The sequence below is a fragment of the Halomonas sp. MCCC 1A13316 genome, assembly GCF_014931605.1.
GTDB lineage: Bacteria > Pseudomonadota > Gammaproteobacteria > Pseudomonadales > Halomonadaceae > Halomonas.
This window is the reverse complement of record NZ_CP053382.1, coordinates 3210130-3225114: the sequence shown is the minus strand read 5'-3', so window position 1 is coordinate 3225114 and position 14985 is coordinate 3210130. Positions and strand designations below refer to the sequence as shown.

The following is a 14985-nucleotide window of genomic DNA, read 5'->3' as shown; positions in this document are numbered from 1 at the left end:
CCTCAGGGGCTTATTCGTCGATCGGGAGTCGCCAATACGGCCTTGAGGTGGGCGAGGTCGCGGGAAACGTCGGCTTCGACGAATTCCGCCAGCAGCCGCTCGGCTTCACGCCTGGCCGTTTGCTCCACATAGTCGGCGTAGGTAGTGACCACGCCGTCGCAGTAGCGGCAGTGGAGCACATCCGCCGGCTTGGGGTTGCCGTGCCAGAAATTGCTGCCGTGGCATTGGGGACATGCGACTTTCCTTGTGCGTTGAAACATCTGGCCTCCTGCCTGAGTTCACCGGTATGGCGAGTCTTATCCTAGCACGGAACGAATGACCGGGATGTTACGGCTCATGAACGATGTGTCACCTCCCGCTGGCTTTCGGCGCCTTTTTATGCCGCCGGGCTGCGCCAATGCGCATCGAGGAGCTGGTGACGAAAAGAATTCTTGTGCCTATTCGCTTGAATTGGCCTCCAATGAACTAGGGTGAAGGCACGGCAAATGATTCTTCAACGGAGCGCAAGCATGAACGCAGAGGCTCATTCGCCCGACACCCTGATGATTCGCAAGCTGGAAAGCAACTTTCCCCTCTCCGACGAGGAAAAGCAGGCACTCAAGGGCTTGCCCGTACAGATCACTCATCTCAAGGCGGATCAGCATATCGTGCGCACGGGCGATCGCCCTCACCACTGTTGCCTGGTCCTGGAGGGCTTCACCTGCCTTTTCAAGCTGAGCTACGAGGGCCGGCGCCAAATCATGGCGCTGCACATACCCGGTGACATGCCGGACCTGCAGAGCCTGCACTTGGAATATATGGACAGCAGCATCGCCGCGATCAGCCCCTGCACGGTCGGGTTCATCCAGCACGAGGACCTGCGAAATATATGCGAGCGTTATCCGAGACTCACCGCCGCGTTCTGGCGCGAGACGCTGGTCGATGCCTCGATCTTCCGGGAATGGCTACTCAATATTGGCCGGCGAGATGCCTACAGCCGTATGGCCCACCTGCTGTGCGAGCTCTTGATACGCCTGGAGGCGGTGGGGCTCGTGAAAGACTCGAATACTTTACTCATGCCGCTGACCCACGAAGAGCTGGCGGACACGATTGGCATCACAGCAGTCCACGTCAGCCGCACCATGCAGGCGCTTCGCACCCAGGGCCTGGTCGAGACCAAAAAGTCGCAAATTACCATCCTGGACTGGGCGAGGCTGCAGGAGGCGGGCGAGTTCGATCCTCTCTACCTTCATTTGAGGGACGACTCATGAGTCACGCTTGCATTAGACAGGTGCGAAGACGTCATGGCCCGCCATCAGATGGCGGGCCTTGCATGGTTACGTACGGATAGGTTGCCGTACGGATAGCAAAATAGCTATTTATTGTACTGGCTCCACTGGTTGCTGCCCTTGGGTACCGAATCCTTAATTTCCCGGCTACGTAGCTGACTGACTTCCTTGCTCTTTTTATCCGCTTCTTCCATGCTCATCGAGGCCCCGGCGGGGGCTTGGTCTCTAAGGCCTTCACTGGCTTCGACATGTGCTTGTGGGTCGTCGATGTACTGCCAGGTTTCGCCCAGCATGGGGCTCTTTCCTTCGTTCCATGGCCCTCTTGCCTCCTGGCCCTTGGACATATTGAAGTAGAGATTGCTGTAGCGCGGGTCGCCCTGGGTAACGCCGGGGGGGAAGTTCGGTTTCAAGGTGGATAGCGCCGCCTCGAACATCTGGTGATGTGCCACTTCTCGTGTCATCAGGAATTTCAAGGTTTCCTTGACCTCGGGGTCGTCGGTAAACTGCATGAGATATTCATAGGTGATCTTGGCGCGTGTCTCCGCAGCGATATCCGAACGAAGGTCAACGGTGAGATCCCCATTGGCATCCACATAGTAGCCAGACCAGGGAACGCCCTGACTATTGGTGACGGTCGGTCCCCCACCGCTTACCGCCAGGAACATCGGGTTGACCATCGCCTCGTGAATAATGTTTTCCTTTCCCGCTTTCCCTGTCACCATTTGCATGATTTCGGATTGCTCCGAGATGTCTTTCAGTTCGCCATTCACACCGTTCATGAGCATCTGTATGGTTGCGCCCACGATCTCTAGGTGACTGAACTCCTCGGTCGCTATATCCATCAGCATATCGTATACCTCTGGATAAGGCTGGCGCGCGGCGAACGCCTGGGTGAAATACTGCATGGCTGCCTTGAGTTCGCCATTCATCCCCCCAAATTGCTCAAGAAGAAGGCTGGCGAATTTAGGGTCGGGTCCAGAAACGCGTGCGTTGAATTGAAGTTCTTTGGCATGATGAAACATGGTGGCCTCGTTTTCCTGTTATGTGGAATTCCCGTTCCGTTCTTCAACGTAGGCGGGGAGGTGATACGCAACAAGTTAAATTTGGTAAAGCCGTATGTTGCTTTTTAAATTAATAATTTAAATTTTAGATCATCAGGAAAGAAAGGGGGTCGATAGCCCCACAGGTGCATTCGGGTGCGCACATAAAGGCCCAGCTACGCTGGGCCGACTCGCTGACATGGAAATGAGTTGTGGTCTTACTCGACTTCGCCGACGCCCTTGGTCACATCGGCCATGCTGCCATACTCCTGGTCGGGCATGCTGCGTATGACATCAAGTACGTCACCTCCCGCTCCGTTGTCCTTGGCATGCCGCTCAAGGTCGGCGCGGCTAGCGGGAAAATCGATGCCACTCAAGTGGTAGGTCACGTTCGCGGGAGATTGACCTCCAAGGCCTCGTGTCATGGTTAGCCTCCTTGACTCAAAAGTCCTTATCCAGATGACGCGGGACCAAACCCGCATATTGAACGTAGAACGCACCGGCAGAGGATACAAGGAGTTCTTCGCATGATTGTCGCTAACGTTTTTGCTGAAATGTTATCTTGCATAGCAGTTAGGTATTACGAGTAAGAGCCAAAGAAAGAGAGAGATGTTTAAGGCTTCGCTTCTCTTGCAAAGGTTGGTGCGACACCAGTAAGTGAAGCTTAGAAAGACTCAAGGGCTTCAGCCTGTGGCTGGAACCCTCTTATATCGTGAGGCTATAATGTAGAGCCACAGCTAATCTTTTCTCTCTCCGAGCGTGTCCGCTACATATGCATCTCGCTCGCCCATTCGTTCGTTGCCGCCCACCGTGGTGTCATGTGTCGTTTGATGCTCCATTTCGCTATTGAGTTCAGCTCCCAGCAGGACGATGTAGGCGGAGAGCCAAAACCACATCAGCAGAATGATGACGGCGCCCAGCGATCCATAAATTTCATTATAACTTCCAAAGTTGCGCACGTAGATCGAAAAGGCGATCGATCCTAAAAGCCATAGCAGGACGGCAACGAGCGAGCCGATGCTGGTCCACTGCCAGCGTGGCTTGTCACGATCGGGACCATAACGATAGAGTATTGCGATAGCCAGCATGGCAACGATCATCAATAATGGCCAGCGGGCCAAATTGACGAGAAAACTGGCGAAATCCGACAGTCCGATTAGATCTGCAATGGCAGGAATGGCCGCTATTACCCCAAACGCCACCAAGACCATGAAAATGGCACCTATCGTCAAGAAAAGCTTGAGTGCCGTTTTCTTCAGCACCCCACGGTTTTCTTCCTCGTCGTAGACGATATTGAGCCCTTCCATGAAGCCATTGACACCTCGGGAAGCGCTATAGATGGCCAGCAATATACCGCCAGCCGCTGCCAGGCTCATGCCGGCACCAGAATTCCGACTAGCCCGCTCCGCTTGTTGTCGAATGATAGTTGCAGCCTCATCAGGAAGCAGGTGACTGATGCTGGAGATTTGCTGGGTAATTTGCTGAGGATCGAACAGGATAGCCCAGAGGGCAATGGTTGCAACGATAGCCGGTACGATCGCCAGAAGCCCGTAGAAAGCAATGCCCGCAGCAACGATCGAGACATGGTCACGTGCCAACTCTACTTTGGTGCGCTTGAGAATGTCCTTCCATCCCGGCTTGGGTATCTGTCCTGGACGATTGGCCTGTCGACCGCGCTGTGTAGGCGCTGAGTTTCGGTTTGCCATGCCTCTTCCTTATGGCTACATGAAAAGTATTCCCATAAAAAGATAGGGAATGCCTTCAACTTCGGCAAAGCGCAAAAGGTAACGGTATGTTTGAAAATGCACGCCATCCTGTACGCAGGTCTACTCTCGCCGTGTCCATTTTGCTGCCGGTCCAAAGACTTAATGGAAAATGTAAAGATGGATACATTTCGATGCGCGAGATATAAATTTCTCAACTTGTTTAGCTTCTTGGAGGGTCCTATTCTACAAGATGACCAAGGAGGTCGCAGGCAGTAAATGGGTAGACTGTACGAGTCATTCCCGGATCAAGGAGACTAACCATGGCAGATAAGCGCAATCAAGGGAACATGAGCGTTAACGAAGCTGGCAAGAAAGGCGGTGAAGCCACTTCGAAAACCCATGGGAAGGAGTTTTACGAGGATATCGGTCATAAAGGGGGTCAACAAAGCGGTGGTAACTTCGCTAACGACCCTGAGCGCGCTTCTGAAGCTGGTCAGAAAGGTGGCCACAACAGTGGCGGTAACTTCGCCAATGACCCACAGCGAGCTTCAAAAGCCGGCCAAAAAGGTGGAAAACATAGCGGAGGAAACTTCGCTAATGATCGCGAGAAAGCATCAGAGGCCGGTCAGAAAGGTGGCAAGAACAGCGGTGGAGGCCGCAGCACCTAAGAGTTTCCGACGCTCTCGAAACGAGCAAAGTAAGTTGCCTGGCATGCTGCCAATAGCGGTTACGCTATTGGCAGTTTTATTGTGAACACATGCTGGCTTGTAGGCTATTGGCAAATGCTTGGGAAGGAAGGAGATATCATCGCGATGCGTAAGGAAAAATCCGATACTATCATTCGAGAGCCTAGACTGAGGGACAGTGCTCCCTTGCATGATCTGGTGCGCCGGGTGCCGCCACTTGCTGAGAACTCAATATACTGTAATCTTCTTCATTGTTCTCATTTTTCGGAAACATGCGCCGTGGCGGAGAGTGAAGGTGAACTTGTCGCCTTCGTAACGGGTTATCTTCATCCCAAGCAGCCCAACACTTACTTTCTCTGGCAAATCGGCGTCCACGAGCATGGACGCGGCCAAGGGCTAGCCATAAGAATGATACAGCATATCCTGGCACGTCCCCATTGCGGTCATGTCACCGCTCTTGAGGCTACCGTCAGTTCCAGCAACACAGCCTCACGCGCCATGTTCGAATCGGTAGCCAAGGCCGAGGATGCTCAATTCGATTTATATCACGCTTATTACCCTGCAGAAGTCTTCGGCACGGAAAACACCATTACCGAGGATCGCTTGAGGATCCATCCGCTTTCCACGCCACGCAGCTTTCGCTGACCCATCAGAGCCTATCGCACTGAGTTGTGATCATGGGAGGACGCCGATCGGTAAGGGGGCTAATTTGCTGGAATGCCTGTGCAACGCGCAATACGAGAGAATCTTGATGCCGGGCACCGATGAGCTGGGCACCGATCGGTAATCCGTCGCGAGTAAAGCCGCAAGGGATGCTGATGGCGGGCTGACCACTCATGTTCCAGGGCCAGGTGAACAGCGCCCAGCTGGTCCAACGCGGCTCGGGCCAGCCCGACGGGACCTCACGACCGACGTCAAAGGGTCTGACCGGGGCCGTTGGACAGAGTATTAGGTCGTAGTCCAGATGAAAGAAGCTCATCCGATGCATAAGGTCGACTCGGGCGGAGTCCGACTCCATATAGTCCAGAGCGCTGAGTCGGCTATAGCGCTCGGCGACCTCACGAAGCCCGGGATCCAACTGGGCTCGGGCGGTTTCATCCCAGTCCTGGACCATCATCGAAGCCGTGGCAAAGAACAGTCGCTGATAATGTTCATGCAGTCCACCCACATCCGGATCGGTGTGGACTATCCGTGCACCCAGTTCCGTAAGCTTATCGGCCACATGTGCTCAACGGCAGCCGAAATCTCGGGGTCGACTTCGACATCCTGGCCCAGGGTTGGGCTATAAGCGATGCGTAGCCCCCTGATACCACCCGACAGTTCTTCCCGGTAACGCTGTGAGATGTTTTGGAGCCGTGGGTCGCTCGGGTCGGATTCTGTCATCACTTCAAGAAGCAATGCGACATCGCGGACCGTGTGCGCGATAGGACCGGGTTGGGAAAGCTTGCCATAATGGCTGCCCGGATGCATGGGGGCCTGACCATGCGTCGGCTTGAACCCCACCACGCCGCAGAAGCTGGCTGGAATACGAATCGAGCCACCTGAATCCGCCGCCAATGCCAGTGGGGCGATGCCCATGGCGACGGCAGCAGCACTGCCGCCGCTGGATCCGCCCGGGGTCTTGTCCAGGTTCCAGGGATTACGGGTGATTCCGGCGAGTGGTGAGTCTGTTACCGCCTTCCAGCCGAACTCCGACATGTTGGTCTTGCCGACCGGGACGAAGCCATGACGACGACAGGCGGCAACCGTTGGCGCATCCAGCTTGGCTGGAAGATCTTTCGTCAGTTTGGAGCCATCGCGTGTCGTCCAGGAGATCTGATCGAAGGCATCCTTTACCGCAACCGGCAGGCCATCGAGCAGCCCCATTGTCTGCCAGGCGCGATAACGCTCATCCGCTGCGCGCGCCATTTCCAGCGTCTTGTCCCGGTCAACCTGGAAAAAGGCATTGACGTTAACGTCCAATGATTCAATCTGACACAGTGCTGACTCAGCCAATTCCACTGCGGTGACTTCTGAACGTTGAAGGCGCGCGAGAAGCTCTATCGCGGTGAGACGAGGGTAGGACTCCATTGCCGATTCCATTTATAACTCTCCCTGTTCTTCTGCTTCACCATTTGCTCAGTCTTAAACTGCATCTTACGCCCAGTTCAAAAGTTGCTTGATTGACTTTGGTTGCGCCGCGTTTCCTGAATTTATATTCCGTACCGCTATGATAATTCCTTGAAGCTGACCTGATTCATCTCTGGCGGCGAGTCGTTAGGTGGCATATAGGCCAACGGCTCCGTTGATGCCCGCGCTGGAGGGCATTCAGCGCAAAGACGGCGCGAAAATAGCGGGTGGCGGAGATAGACGAAGTGCTTGGGGAGGGGTTGGCGCCCCCTTCAGGATTCGAACCTGAGACCTTCCCCTTAGGAGGGGGACGCTCTATCCAGCTGAGCTAAGGGGGCGCACGGCTGCGCATTATACGGGCTTGAGTTGGCGAGATAAACCGCCCTGGGGGTTACGTTGCTCCTCAGGGCGCCGCCCGGCATCATCGAGGTATCCGATGGGAAGGGGAGGCGCATGGAGATAGAGGAGTATCGTCGGCACGATGCCCTGGGCTTGGCCGAGTTGATTCGCAAGGGTGAGGTGAGCCGTACGGAGGTGTTCGATGCCGCCTGTCGTGCCATCGAGCAGGGCAACCCACGGCTCGGGGCGGTGGTTCGTACGCGCTTCGAGCGCGCCCGGGCCGAAGCCGGTGCCATCGCTGCCGAGTCGATATTTGCCGGGGTGCCGACGTTGACCAAGGATCTGCTGATGGCGATCGAAGGTGAACCATTGGCCTTCGGCAGCGCGGCCTTAGCCGAGTGGAAGCCACCGGTGGATTCGACATTGGTTGCACGCCTGCGCCAAGCGGGCTTTGCCATCCTCGGCCAGACGGCTACCCCCGAATTGGGGCTGATGGGTATCACCGAGCCGCGGGCCTTCCCGCATCCGGTCAATCCGTGGCATGCCGGCTACTCGCCTGGCGGCTCCAGCGGCGGCGCGGCAGCCGCGGTTGCCGCCGGGCTGGTACCGCTGGCGATGGCCGGAGATGGCGGCGGCTCGATCCGCATTCCTGCCAGCTACTGCGGGCTGTTCGGCCTGAAGCCTTCTCGTGGGCGAGTGCCCCAGGGCCCGTTGCATGCCGAGGTTTGGCAGGGCGCCGTGGTGGAACACGCCGTAACTCGCTCGGTACGCGACAGCGCCGCCTTGCTCGATGCCATCAACGGCATGGACGAAGGTGGCCCCTACCCGGTGAAATCCGAGCGGGGCTTTCTCGCCGCGCTCGAGCGACCGCCCGAGCCGCTGCGCGTGGCAGTCTCACTGGGTGAGCCGTTGAGCAAGCCGCTCGGCAGCGTGCTCGACCCCGAGGTGCGCCAAGCGGTGGAAGCGGCGGCCAATACGCTCGAAGGGCTGGGGCATCGAGTCGAATGGGCCGACCCGCCGATCGACGGCGAGCGCCTGGCCAATGCCTACCTGACGCTCTACCTGGGGCATCTCAGCGCCGATCTGGCCTGGATCGCCCGCGAGACAGGCGTGCCCGTTACGCGTCTAGAGGTCGAACCTTCCACCCGCGCCATCGCCCGCCTTGGGAGCAGCCTGCCGGTACGTGACTATGAACTGGCCAAGCGCGACTGGAATTCGGCGGCACGCGCCATGGGAGCCTTTCATCGCCACTATGACGTGCTGCTGATGCCGGTTGCTGCTGCGCCGGCGCCACGCCTGGGAGAGCTCTATCCGCCGCCGGCACAGGAGCGCCTGATGTCGCTACTGGCGATTCCCGGCTTGTCGGCGCTGGCGCTCAAGGCGGGCATGCTCAAGCACCTGGCGCGTGACGCTCTGGCTCGCACGCCCTTTACCCAACTGGCCAACCTGACCGGACAGCCGGCCATGTCGCTGCCGCTGCACGTGAACGCGCAGGGCCTGCCAGTCGGGGTGCAGGTGGTCGGTGCCATGGGCGACGAGGGTCGCTTGTTGGCGCTGGCGGCGCAGGTCGAAGCCGAGGTGCGCTGGGGCCGACACCTGCCCAGACTTTGGCAAGACGGGTAGAATGCGCGCCACACTCCGCTATTGCAGCCCAGCCATGACCGATTCCACTCCGCTCTCGCCCGCCGGTGACCGCCATTTCGACGGCTTGGTCGAGAAGTTTGCCGGCAGCCTCTATGGGGGGCCGCGTGGTGCGCTGCGCCTGGCCATGCTCGACGAGCTGCTGCCGGCCATGCTCCAGCTCGACGGCCAGCCGCTGCTGGACGTAGGTGGCGGGCTAGGGCAACTCTCCGCCTGGTTCGCCCGACGCGGCCACCCCGTTACGCTGTTGGAGCCGGCCGGCGATATGCTCGACCAGGCTCGAGAGGCGCTGGGCGGTCTGCCGGTGAGCTTCGTCCAAGCCCCACTGCAGGCGCTGCCGGAGCGTGCCCCGGGTCCTTGGTCGCTGATCGCCTGCCACGCCGTGCTGGAGTGGCTCAGCGATCCACGCGCGGCTTTCGCCACGCTGGCGGATGGGCTCGCCCCGGGTGGCCAGCTATCGCTGATGGTGTTCAATCGCGATGCGCTGCGCATGTCCAACGTGGTCAAGGGTAACCTGCAGAAGGCATTGGACGACCGCCTCGAGGGTACTGGCAGACGGCAGCGGCTGACGCCCATCTCGCCGCTGTGTCATGAGCGGATCGTTGCCTGGAGCCAGGAGTGCGGGCTGTCGATACACTCGGTGGCGGGGATTCGCATCTTTCACGACTACTTGCGCCAGCCGCCGGCGAATGAAGATGACTGGCAGCGCCTGGTGGCGCTGGAGCGGCGCTACTGTCAGGCTGAACCCCATTGGCGCTTGGGCCGTTACCTGCTCTATACGCTGGTGAAGGAAGGCGAACAGTCGTGCAGGGAGAACCGCCGATGAGTGCCGAAACGCCGGTCTGCCAACTGTTGGAACGCCAGGAGGCCGATTATCGCGGCTGGCTGTGGGTGGCGCCGCCGCGCGATGCCTGGCTCGAGGAGGGGCAGGGGAGTGTCGTCAGCGCCGACCATGGCGTACTGCAGGCCTGGCGCCATCACGGCCGCCCGGCTTTCTCGCCGTTCGATGCAATGCCTAATGGGGAGCCGCCCGGCGCGGTGCTGTTCTGGCCCAAGAGCCATGCGCTCGGCGAGTGGTGGCTGTTGTGGCTGTGTGCCAACCTGCCGCCGGGCACGCCGCTGCAGCTGGTAGGCGAGAATCAGGGCGGCATCAAGCGCGTGCTCAAGGTGCTGGCGGCGCTGGGGCTGGGCTGTCGCAAGCGCGATAGTGCCCGACGCTGCATCCTGTTCGAGACGCGTCTCGGTGCGGTCGGCATCGACCCGGAGGCCGCCTGGACCCGCTTCGAGGCCGAGGGCCTGTCGCTTGCCAGCCACCCCGGCGTATTCGGCCACGGCAAGCTGGACGATGGCACTCGCCTGCTGCTCGATCAGCTCGAACGACATTTGCCCAAGCCTGAGCGGGCGCAGGAAGTGCTCGACATGGGCTGCGGCGACGGCATCCTCGCCGCTTGGCTGGCGCGACGCGGCCACCGCGTTATGGCAGTGGACGTCAACGCCTTCGCGGTGGAGGCGACCCGGCGCACCCTGAAGGCCAATGGGCTCGAAGGGCAAGCCCTGGCCAGCGATGTTTACTCGGCGCTTGGCGAGCGACGCTTTGCCGCCATCGTCAGCAATCCGCCGTTTCATCAGGAGCGCAGCATCGACTACGGCCCGGCCGGCCATATGATCCGTGAGGCGCCGACGCATCTATTGCCGGGCGGCGAACTGGTGCTGGTGGCCAATGCCTTCTTGCCTTATCCGGATCTGCTGCAGAGCGCTTTCGGCGGCTTCGAGGTGCTGGCCGACGATCGCCGGTTTCGTGTCTATCGGGCGGGTTTGACGGGATCCCGGTAAGCGATGTCCGTGATCACGTAGGTCGTGTCGCCGGCCGGTGCCTTCACCGTGACGTCGTCGTCCAGCGACTTGCCCAGCAGCGCCTTGGCCAGCGGTGCGTCGATGCTGATCCAGCGCCGGGCGGTGTCGGTCTCGTCATGGCCGACGATGCGGATGTGAATCTCCTCGCCTTCCTCGTCTTCGAGAGTCACGAAGGCACCGAAGTAGATCTTGTCCGTTTTCGCCGGCAGGCGGTCCACGACCTGCAACTCGTCGAGCCGCTTGGTCAGGTAGCGGATGCGTGCGATGACCCTGTTGAGTTCTTTCTTGTTGTAGGTGTAGTCGGCGTTCTCGCTGCGATCGCCGAGTGCTGCGGCTTCACCCACCTTGGCCGAGAGAGCGGGACGCTTGATCCGCGAGAGATGGTCGAGAATGCCGCGCAGGCGTGCTGCACCCTCGGCGGTGATCAGGTTGCTCTTGGGTTCCTGGCGCGGATCCTTGGCCGGGTCGCGCCAGCGCGTCATGTTGCGGCCCTTCATGCCGTCGTACTCCTTCGTAGCTTCGGAGAGCAACATACGCCATTGATCCACGGGGGGCCAGGCCAACCTGATGTTCGGACTGGCGTATCATTCAAACGTTCGTTACATTCAAGAGGTCGGCAACGCCGTATCCCAAGAATAAACCCTCCCCATGGAGGCAAGGAGTCTGGACATGCTACGACGTCAACTCATCGGTGCCGCCCTGGGCGCCGGTCTACTGTTCGCCCCGTTCGCCGGTGCTCTGGCCTGGGAGAGCGAGGTGGCAGCGCTCAAGCAGCGCTGGGAGCAGATCAACACGCAGCAGGCCGAGGGGCAGCGGCGTACCGTGCTCAAGACGCTGGCCAAGGAAGCCGAGCAGTTGACCGAGGCCAACGCCAATGAGGCCCAGCCGCTGATCTGGTATGGGATCATCGAAGCTTCTCATGCTCGCGAACGCAGCGGCCTGGGAGCCCTCAGCAGCGCCCGTACGGCTCGCGATGCCCTGGAACGGGCCATCGAACTCGACCCCCAAGGCGGTAACGGCTCTGCCTACGTGACGCTTGGTGCCCTTTACGATCGCGCACCGGGCTTTCCTATCGGCTTTGGCGACAGCGATACCGCAGAGCGCATGTTTCAGCGCGCCCTGGAGATCCGCCCCGATGGGATCGACGTCAATTACTACTATGCCGCTTTTCTCGAGGACGAGGGGCACCAGGCGGAAGCGCGCGAGCATGCCCGGCGCGCCGTCGAAGGCACTGTCCGCGAAGATCGCCAGGCATCGGACGAGGCGCTGCGCGAGGAGGCCCGGGCTCTGCAGTCTCGGCTCTGAGGCGACTTCTTCCAGCGGTGGTTGGCATAACTGGCTTCGGTCGTGATAATGGTCGCCATTAGCAGACTCGGAGGTTTGCATGACCGCTAATCATGATCGCGGCCGGGATGCCGCCCGCCTTCCTTTCTTCGGTGCTGCCGACCTTGAGCTGATCGAGCGTCGCTGCCTGCATCAGGGCTTCTTCCGCCTGGATGAGGTGCATTTGCGCCACCGTCTGTTCGAGGGTGGTTGGGGCAGTGAGGTGGTTCGTGAGGTGCATGTGCGGCATGATGCCGTGGGCGTGCTACTCTACGACGTCGAGCGCGACAGTGTGGTACTGGTCGAGCAGATTCGCGCCGGCGCCCTGGACGATCCCGAGTCGCCGTGGAAGCTCGAGGTCGTTGCCGGCCTGGTCGAGGAAGGCGAGAGCGCAGCCGAGGTGGCACGACGTGAAGCCATGGAGGAAGCCGGCTGCGAGGTCTCTGATCTGATCGAACTGCACACCTACTATCCGAGCCCCGGCGCCTGTTCCGAGCGAGTGACGCTGTTCTGCGCCCTGGTCGACTGCGACGGGCTGGGAGGTGTTCATGGCCTCGACGAAGAGCATGAGGATATCCGCGTTCACGTGTTACCGTTCAATCATGCCTGGGAACTCTTGCGGGCTGGGCGACTCGACAATGCCATGTGTCTGATCGCCTTCTACTGGTTGGCGGCCGAACGAGCATCACTGCGAGCAAGGGGGTAGCGTGGCGAGAACCGCCTATGTCACCGATCTGAAAGGCCTGCAGGGCGAATGCAGCGCCAACTACCTGCGCCTGACTCGGCTGCTGGGCGATCTGGTTGCGGGCGAAACGCGCGAGCTCGAGCTGACCGGCGGGCGCGGCCGATTCGGCACCCTGTGGCTGTCGGTACTGGAGCAGGCGCCCTATACCACTATCGCTCGCGTGAGCCAGAGCAGCTTGATGGACAGCGTCATCGAACCGCCCTGCATGCGCGTGCACCTCTACCACGACGTGCGCATGGCCGAGGTCACGGACTTCCAGCGCGAGCGCCACTTCAACGGCCGCTATCGCTACCCCAACGTGCGCATGTTCCAGCCCGACGAGAAGCTGCAGCTCAATCGCTTTCTCGGTGAATGGCTGGCCCATGGCCTGGAGCATGGCCACCCCACCAATGTGACGGAACTGCCGGGATGATGCGGCTGGCCCAGGTCACCGACTGCCACCTGCATGCCGATCCTGCCGCACGATCCCGCGCCGGCTTTCCGTTGCGTCAGCTCGAATCGGTGGTCGCGGCGGTACGCGCCGAACGCCCGGATGTGGTCCTCGTCAGCGGCGACATCAGCCAGGACGAGACGGCGGCTTCCTATCAGCACGCTCAGCGGGTTCTCTCGACGCTGGATTGCCCCTGGTTCTGGCTGGGTGGAAATCATGACCAGCAGGAGCTGATGAAGGACGTCAAGGCCATCCACGATGATATCGACTTGGGCAACTGGCGGCTGTTGGTGGTGGATACCTGCGTCAAGGGACATGCCCATGGCGAACTGGGCGAGGAGCGGATCGGCGCGCTGGTCGAGCGTCTCGCCGAGGACGAGCGACCGACCTTGCTGGCCATGCATCATCCGCCGCTCACGGTCGGTTCGGCCTGGCTCGACCAGATCGGACTCAATGATCGCGATGCCCTGTGGCAGGCGCTGGCACCGCACCCGCAGGTCAAGGCCATTCTCTGTGGGCATATCCACCAGTCGTTTGCCGGCCGGCAGCGGCTCGAGCACGGTGAGGTCATGGTCTACGGCTGCCCTTCGACCACCGACCAGTTCCTGGCCGGCTCCGACGATTTCGCCATCGATGAGGCATCGCGCCCGGGCTACCGGATCCTCGACCTGCGCGGCGATGAGTGGCTGACCTGGGTCGAACGCGTCATTCTATGATGCTTGGATTCGTTTTTGATCTAAAAAGATAGGTAATCATTCTTTTACGTTATTATTGGCCCGGCGTTAACCTGTGCGCATGATCCTTATTGCCCATCGTCATGCGAGGTACCCGGGCCGATGACCAGTCTCAAAGCTCCCGAGCAAAAGCCGGTTTCCCCGGCTGCCGGCTCGCAGGCATCCCTGTCACCGCGCCGGCTGACCCATCTCCAACAGCTGGAAGCCGAGTCGATCCACATCATCCGCGAGGTGGCCGCCGAGTTCCGCAATCCGGTCATGATGTACTCCATCGGCAAGGACTCCTCGGTGATGCTGCACTTGGCGCGCAAGGCCTTCTTCCCCGGGCCGCCGCCGTTTCCGCTGCTGCACGTCGACACCACCTGGAAGTTCCGCGAGATGATCGCTTTCCGCGACCGCATGGCCGCGGAGGTGGGTATGGAGTTGCTGGTGCATACCAACGAAGAGGGGCGCGCCGCCGGCATCAACCCCTTCGATCACGGCTCCAGCGGCTATACCGACGTGATGAAGACCCAGGCGCTCAAGCAGGCGCTGGACAAGTACGGCTTCGATGCCGCCTTCGGCGGTGCGCGCCGCGACGAGGAAGCCAGCCGGGCCAAGGAGCGGGTGTTCTCGTTTCGCGACAAGTTCCACCGCTGGGACCCCAAGAGCCAGCGTCCCGAACTGTGGAATCTTTACAACGCGCGAGTCAACAAGGGCGAATCGATCCGCGCCTTCCCGCTCTCCAACTGGACCGAGCTGGACATCTGGCAGTACATCTACCTCGAGCAGATCCCCATCGTGCCGCTCTACTACGCCGCGCCACGCCCGGTGGTGGAACGCGACGGCATGCTGGTGATGGTCGACGACGAGCGCCTGCCGCTCGCCCCCGGCGAGGTGCCGGAGGAGAAGTGGGTGCGCTTCCGTACCCTGGGCTGCTACCCGTTGACCGGCGCGGTGGAGTCTAAGGCCGACACGCTGCCGGAGATCATCCAGGAGATGCTGCTGACCCGCACCAGCGAGCGCAGCGGCCGGGCCATCGATCACGACCAGGCCGGCTCGATGGAGCGCAAGAAGCGCGAGGGATACTTCTAGCCGCAGGCGAAAAATCGCTGCTTCTCGCTGGCTTTT

Annotated in this window: 18 protein-coding genes and 1 tRNA gene; 11 read left to right on the top strand and 8 right to left on the bottom strand. The window is 60.3% G+C overall.

Annotation, left to right across the window (positions count from 1 at the left end; all coding sequences use genetic code 11):
• Window positions 1–2 precede the first annotated feature (2 nt).
• On the bottom strand, window positions 3–260 hold the full coding sequence (locus HNO52_RS14945; RefSeq protein WP_197566040.1) for a hypothetical protein: 258 nt from the start codon (window positions 258–260) through the stop codon (window positions 3–5).
• 249 nt (window positions 261–509) lie between these two features.
• Here HNO52_RS14945 and HNO52_RS14940 point away from each other — a divergent pair, with 249 nt between their 5' ends.
• A complete protein-coding gene (locus HNO52_RS14940; protein WP_197569252.1) occupies window positions 510–1250 on the top strand; it encodes a Crp/Fnr family transcriptional regulator in 741 nt (246 codons plus the stop codon).
• 104 nt (window positions 1251–1354) lie between these two features.
• Here HNO52_RS14940 and HNO52_RS14935 read toward each other — a convergent pair whose 3' ends face one another.
• The 3 genes from HNO52_RS14935 to HNO52_RS14925 form a co-directional block, all read right to left on the bottom strand.
• A complete protein-coding gene (locus tag HNO52_RS14935) occupies window positions 1355–2290 on the bottom strand; it encodes a manganese catalase family protein (protein WP_197566039.1) in 936 nt (311 codons plus the stop codon).
• A 236-nt stretch (window positions 2291–2526) separates the two neighbouring features.
• On the bottom strand, window positions 2527–2733 hold the full coding sequence (locus HNO52_RS14930; protein WP_197566038.1) for a DUF2795 domain-containing protein: 207 nt from the start codon (window positions 2731–2733) through the stop codon (window positions 2527–2529).
• A gap of 312 nt (window positions 2734–3045) precedes the next feature.
• Window positions 3046–4014 (bottom strand): YihY/virulence factor BrkB family protein, encoded by a 969-nt coding sequence (locus HNO52_RS14925; protein ID WP_197566037.1) that lies wholly within the window; start codon window positions 4012–4014, stop codon window positions 3046–3048.
• A 320-nt stretch (window positions 4015–4334) separates the two neighbouring features.
• On the opposite strand from HNO52_RS14925, the gene HNO52_RS14920 reads away from it, so the two are divergent.
• Window positions 4335–4682, top strand: coding sequence for a con-10 family general stress protein (locus HNO52_RS14920; RefSeq protein ID WP_197566036.1), 348 nt, complete (start codon window positions 4335–4337; stop codon window positions 4680–4682).
• Between the two features lie 144 nt (window positions 4683–4826).
• Window positions 4827–5345 (top strand): diaminobutyrate acetyltransferase, encoded by a 519-nt coding sequence (gene ectA / locus HNO52_RS14915; protein WP_197566035.1) that lies wholly within the window; start codon window positions 4827–4829, stop codon window positions 5343–5345.
• Between the two features lie 4 nt (window positions 5346–5349).
• On the opposite strand, the gene HNO52_RS21490 is transcribed toward ectA, so the two are convergent.
• The 3 genes from HNO52_RS21490 to HNO52_RS14900 form a co-directional block, all read right to left on the bottom strand.
• Window positions 5350–5868, bottom strand: coding sequence for an amidase family protein (locus HNO52_RS21490; RefSeq protein ID WP_442907182.1), 519 nt, complete (start codon window positions 5866–5868; stop codon window positions 5350–5352).
• Window positions 5869–5885: 17 nt separating this feature from the next.
• Window positions 5886–6782, bottom strand: a complete 897-nt coding sequence (locus tag HNO52_RS21255; RefSeq protein ID WP_269476060.1) for an amidase family protein — start codon at window positions 6780–6782, stop codon at window positions 5886–5888.
• Window positions 6783–7070: 288 nt separating this feature from the next.
• Window positions 7071–7147 (bottom strand) — tRNA-Arg (locus tag HNO52_RS14900).
• A gap of 115 nt (window positions 7148–7262) precedes the next feature.
• Between HNO52_RS14900 and HNO52_RS14895 the strand changes: the two genes are divergently transcribed.
• The 3 genes from HNO52_RS14895 to HNO52_RS14885 are packed head-to-tail and all read left to right on the top strand — an operon-like array spanning window position 7263 to window position 10622.
• Window positions 7263–8771, top strand: a complete 1509-nt coding sequence (locus tag HNO52_RS14895; RefSeq protein WP_197566033.1) for an amidase — start codon at window positions 7263–7265, stop codon at window positions 8769–8771.
• Between the two features lie 34 nt (window positions 8772–8805).
• Window positions 8806–9615: a methyltransferase domain-containing protein gene (locus HNO52_RS14890; RefSeq protein WP_197566032.1), complete on the top strand. Its 810-nt coding sequence runs from the start codon at window positions 8806–8808 to the stop codon at window positions 9613–9615.
• Window positions 9612–10622, top strand: a complete 1011-nt coding sequence (locus tag HNO52_RS14885; RefSeq protein WP_197566031.1) for a methyltransferase — start codon at window positions 9612–9614, stop codon at window positions 10620–10622. Before HNO52_RS14890 ends, HNO52_RS14885 begins: the two co-directional genes overlap by 4 nt.
• Here HNO52_RS14885 and greB read toward each other — a convergent pair.
• Window positions 10592–11140 (bottom strand): transcription elongation factor GreB, encoded by a 549-nt coding sequence (gene greB / locus HNO52_RS14880; protein WP_197566030.1) that lies wholly within the window; start codon window positions 11138–11140, stop codon window positions 10592–10594. The genes HNO52_RS14885 and greB overlap by 31 nt on opposite strands.
• A 172-nt stretch (window positions 11141–11312) precedes the next feature.
• On the opposite strand from greB, the gene HNO52_RS14875 reads away from it, so the two are divergent.
• The 5 genes from HNO52_RS14875 (at window position 11313) to cysD (ending at window position 14949) form a co-directional block, all read left to right on the top strand.
• Window positions 11313–11948, top strand: a complete 636-nt coding sequence (locus tag HNO52_RS14875) for a TRAP transporter TatT component family protein (protein WP_197566029.1) — start codon at window positions 11313–11315, stop codon at window positions 11946–11948.
• 79 nt (window positions 11949–12027) lie between these two features.
• Window positions 12028–12672, top strand: a complete 645-nt coding sequence (locus HNO52_RS14870; RefSeq protein ID WP_197566028.1) for an NUDIX domain-containing protein — start codon at window positions 12028–12030, stop codon at window positions 12670–12672.
• 1 nt (window position 12673) lies between these two features.
• Window positions 12674–13123 carry a DUF1249 domain-containing protein gene (locus HNO52_RS14865; protein ID WP_197566027.1) on the top strand — a complete coding sequence of 150 codons (450 nt, stop codon included), beginning with the start codon at window positions 12674–12676 and terminating at the stop codon, window positions 13121–13123.
• Entirely contained in the window at window positions 13123–13857 is a 735-nt protein-coding gene (locus HNO52_RS14860) for a phosphodiesterase (protein ID WP_197569250.1), read from the top strand. The genes HNO52_RS14865 and HNO52_RS14860 overlap by 1 nt, the downstream gene beginning before the upstream one ends.
• Window positions 13858–13977: 120 nt before the next feature.
• Complete coding sequence (cysD, locus tag HNO52_RS14855; protein WP_232090317.1) at window positions 13978–14949, top strand: sulfate adenylyltransferase subunit CysD; 972 nt, start codon at window positions 13978–13980, stop codon at window positions 14947–14949.
• Window positions 14950–14985: the final 36 nt, after the last annotated feature.

Coding starts and splice junctions, on each gene's coding strand:
- HNO52_RS14870 (WP_197566028.1), top strand. CDS start 12,028: ATGACCGCTAATCATGATCGCGGCCGGGATGCCGCCCGCCTTCCTTTC.
- HNO52_RS14925 (WP_197566037.1), bottom strand. CDS start 4,014: ATGGCAAACCGAAACTCAGCGCCTACACAGCGCGGTCGACAGGCCAAT.
- HNO52_RS14875 (WP_197566029.1), top strand. CDS start 11,313: ATGCTACGACGTCAACTCATCGGTGCCGCCCTGGGCGCCGGTCTACTG.
- HNO52_RS14920 (WP_197566036.1), top strand. CDS start 4,335: ATGGCAGATAAGCGCAATCAAGGGAACATGAGCGTTAACGAAGCTGGC.
- HNO52_RS14945 (WP_197566040.1), bottom strand. CDS start 260: ATGTTTCAACGCACAAGGAAAGTCGCATGTCCCCAATGCCACGGCAGC.
- HNO52_RS14930 (WP_197566038.1), bottom strand. CDS start 2,733: ATGACACGAGGCCTTGGAGGTCAATCTCCCGCGAACGTGACCTACCAC.
- HNO52_RS14940 (WP_197569252.1), top strand. CDS start 510: ATGAACGCAGAGGCTCATTCGCCCGACACCCTGATGATTCGCAAGCTG.
- HNO52_RS14895 (WP_197566033.1), top strand. CDS start 7,263: ATGGAGATAGAGGAGTATCGTCGGCACGATGCCCTGGGCTTGGCCGAG.
- HNO52_RS14890 (WP_197566032.1), top strand. CDS start 8,806: ATGACCGATTCCACTCCGCTCTCGCCCGCCGGTGACCGCCATTTCGAC.
- HNO52_RS21255 (WP_269476060.1), bottom strand. CDS start 6,782: ATGGAATCGGCAATGGAGTCCTACCCTCGTCTCACCGCGATAGAGCTT.
- ectA (WP_197566035.1), top strand. CDS start 4,827: ATGCGTAAGGAAAAATCCGATACTATCATTCGAGAGCCTAGACTGAGG.
- greB (WP_197566030.1), bottom strand. CDS start 11,140: ATGAAGGGCCGCAACATGACGCGCTGGCGCGACCCGGCCAAGGATCCG.
- HNO52_RS14935 (WP_197566039.1), bottom strand. CDS start 2,290: ATGTTTCATCATGCCAAAGAACTTCAATTCAACGCACGCGTTTCTGGA.
- HNO52_RS14885 (WP_197566031.1), top strand. CDS start 9,612: ATGAGTGCCGAAACGCCGGTCTGCCAACTGTTGGAACGCCAGGAGGCC.
- HNO52_RS14860 (WP_197569250.1), top strand. CDS start 13,123: ATGCGGCTGGCCCAGGTCACCGACTGCCACCTGCATGCCGATCCTGCC.
- cysD (WP_232090317.1), top strand. CDS start 13,978: ATGACCAGTCTCAAAGCTCCCGAGCAAAAGCCGGTTTCCCCGGCTGCC.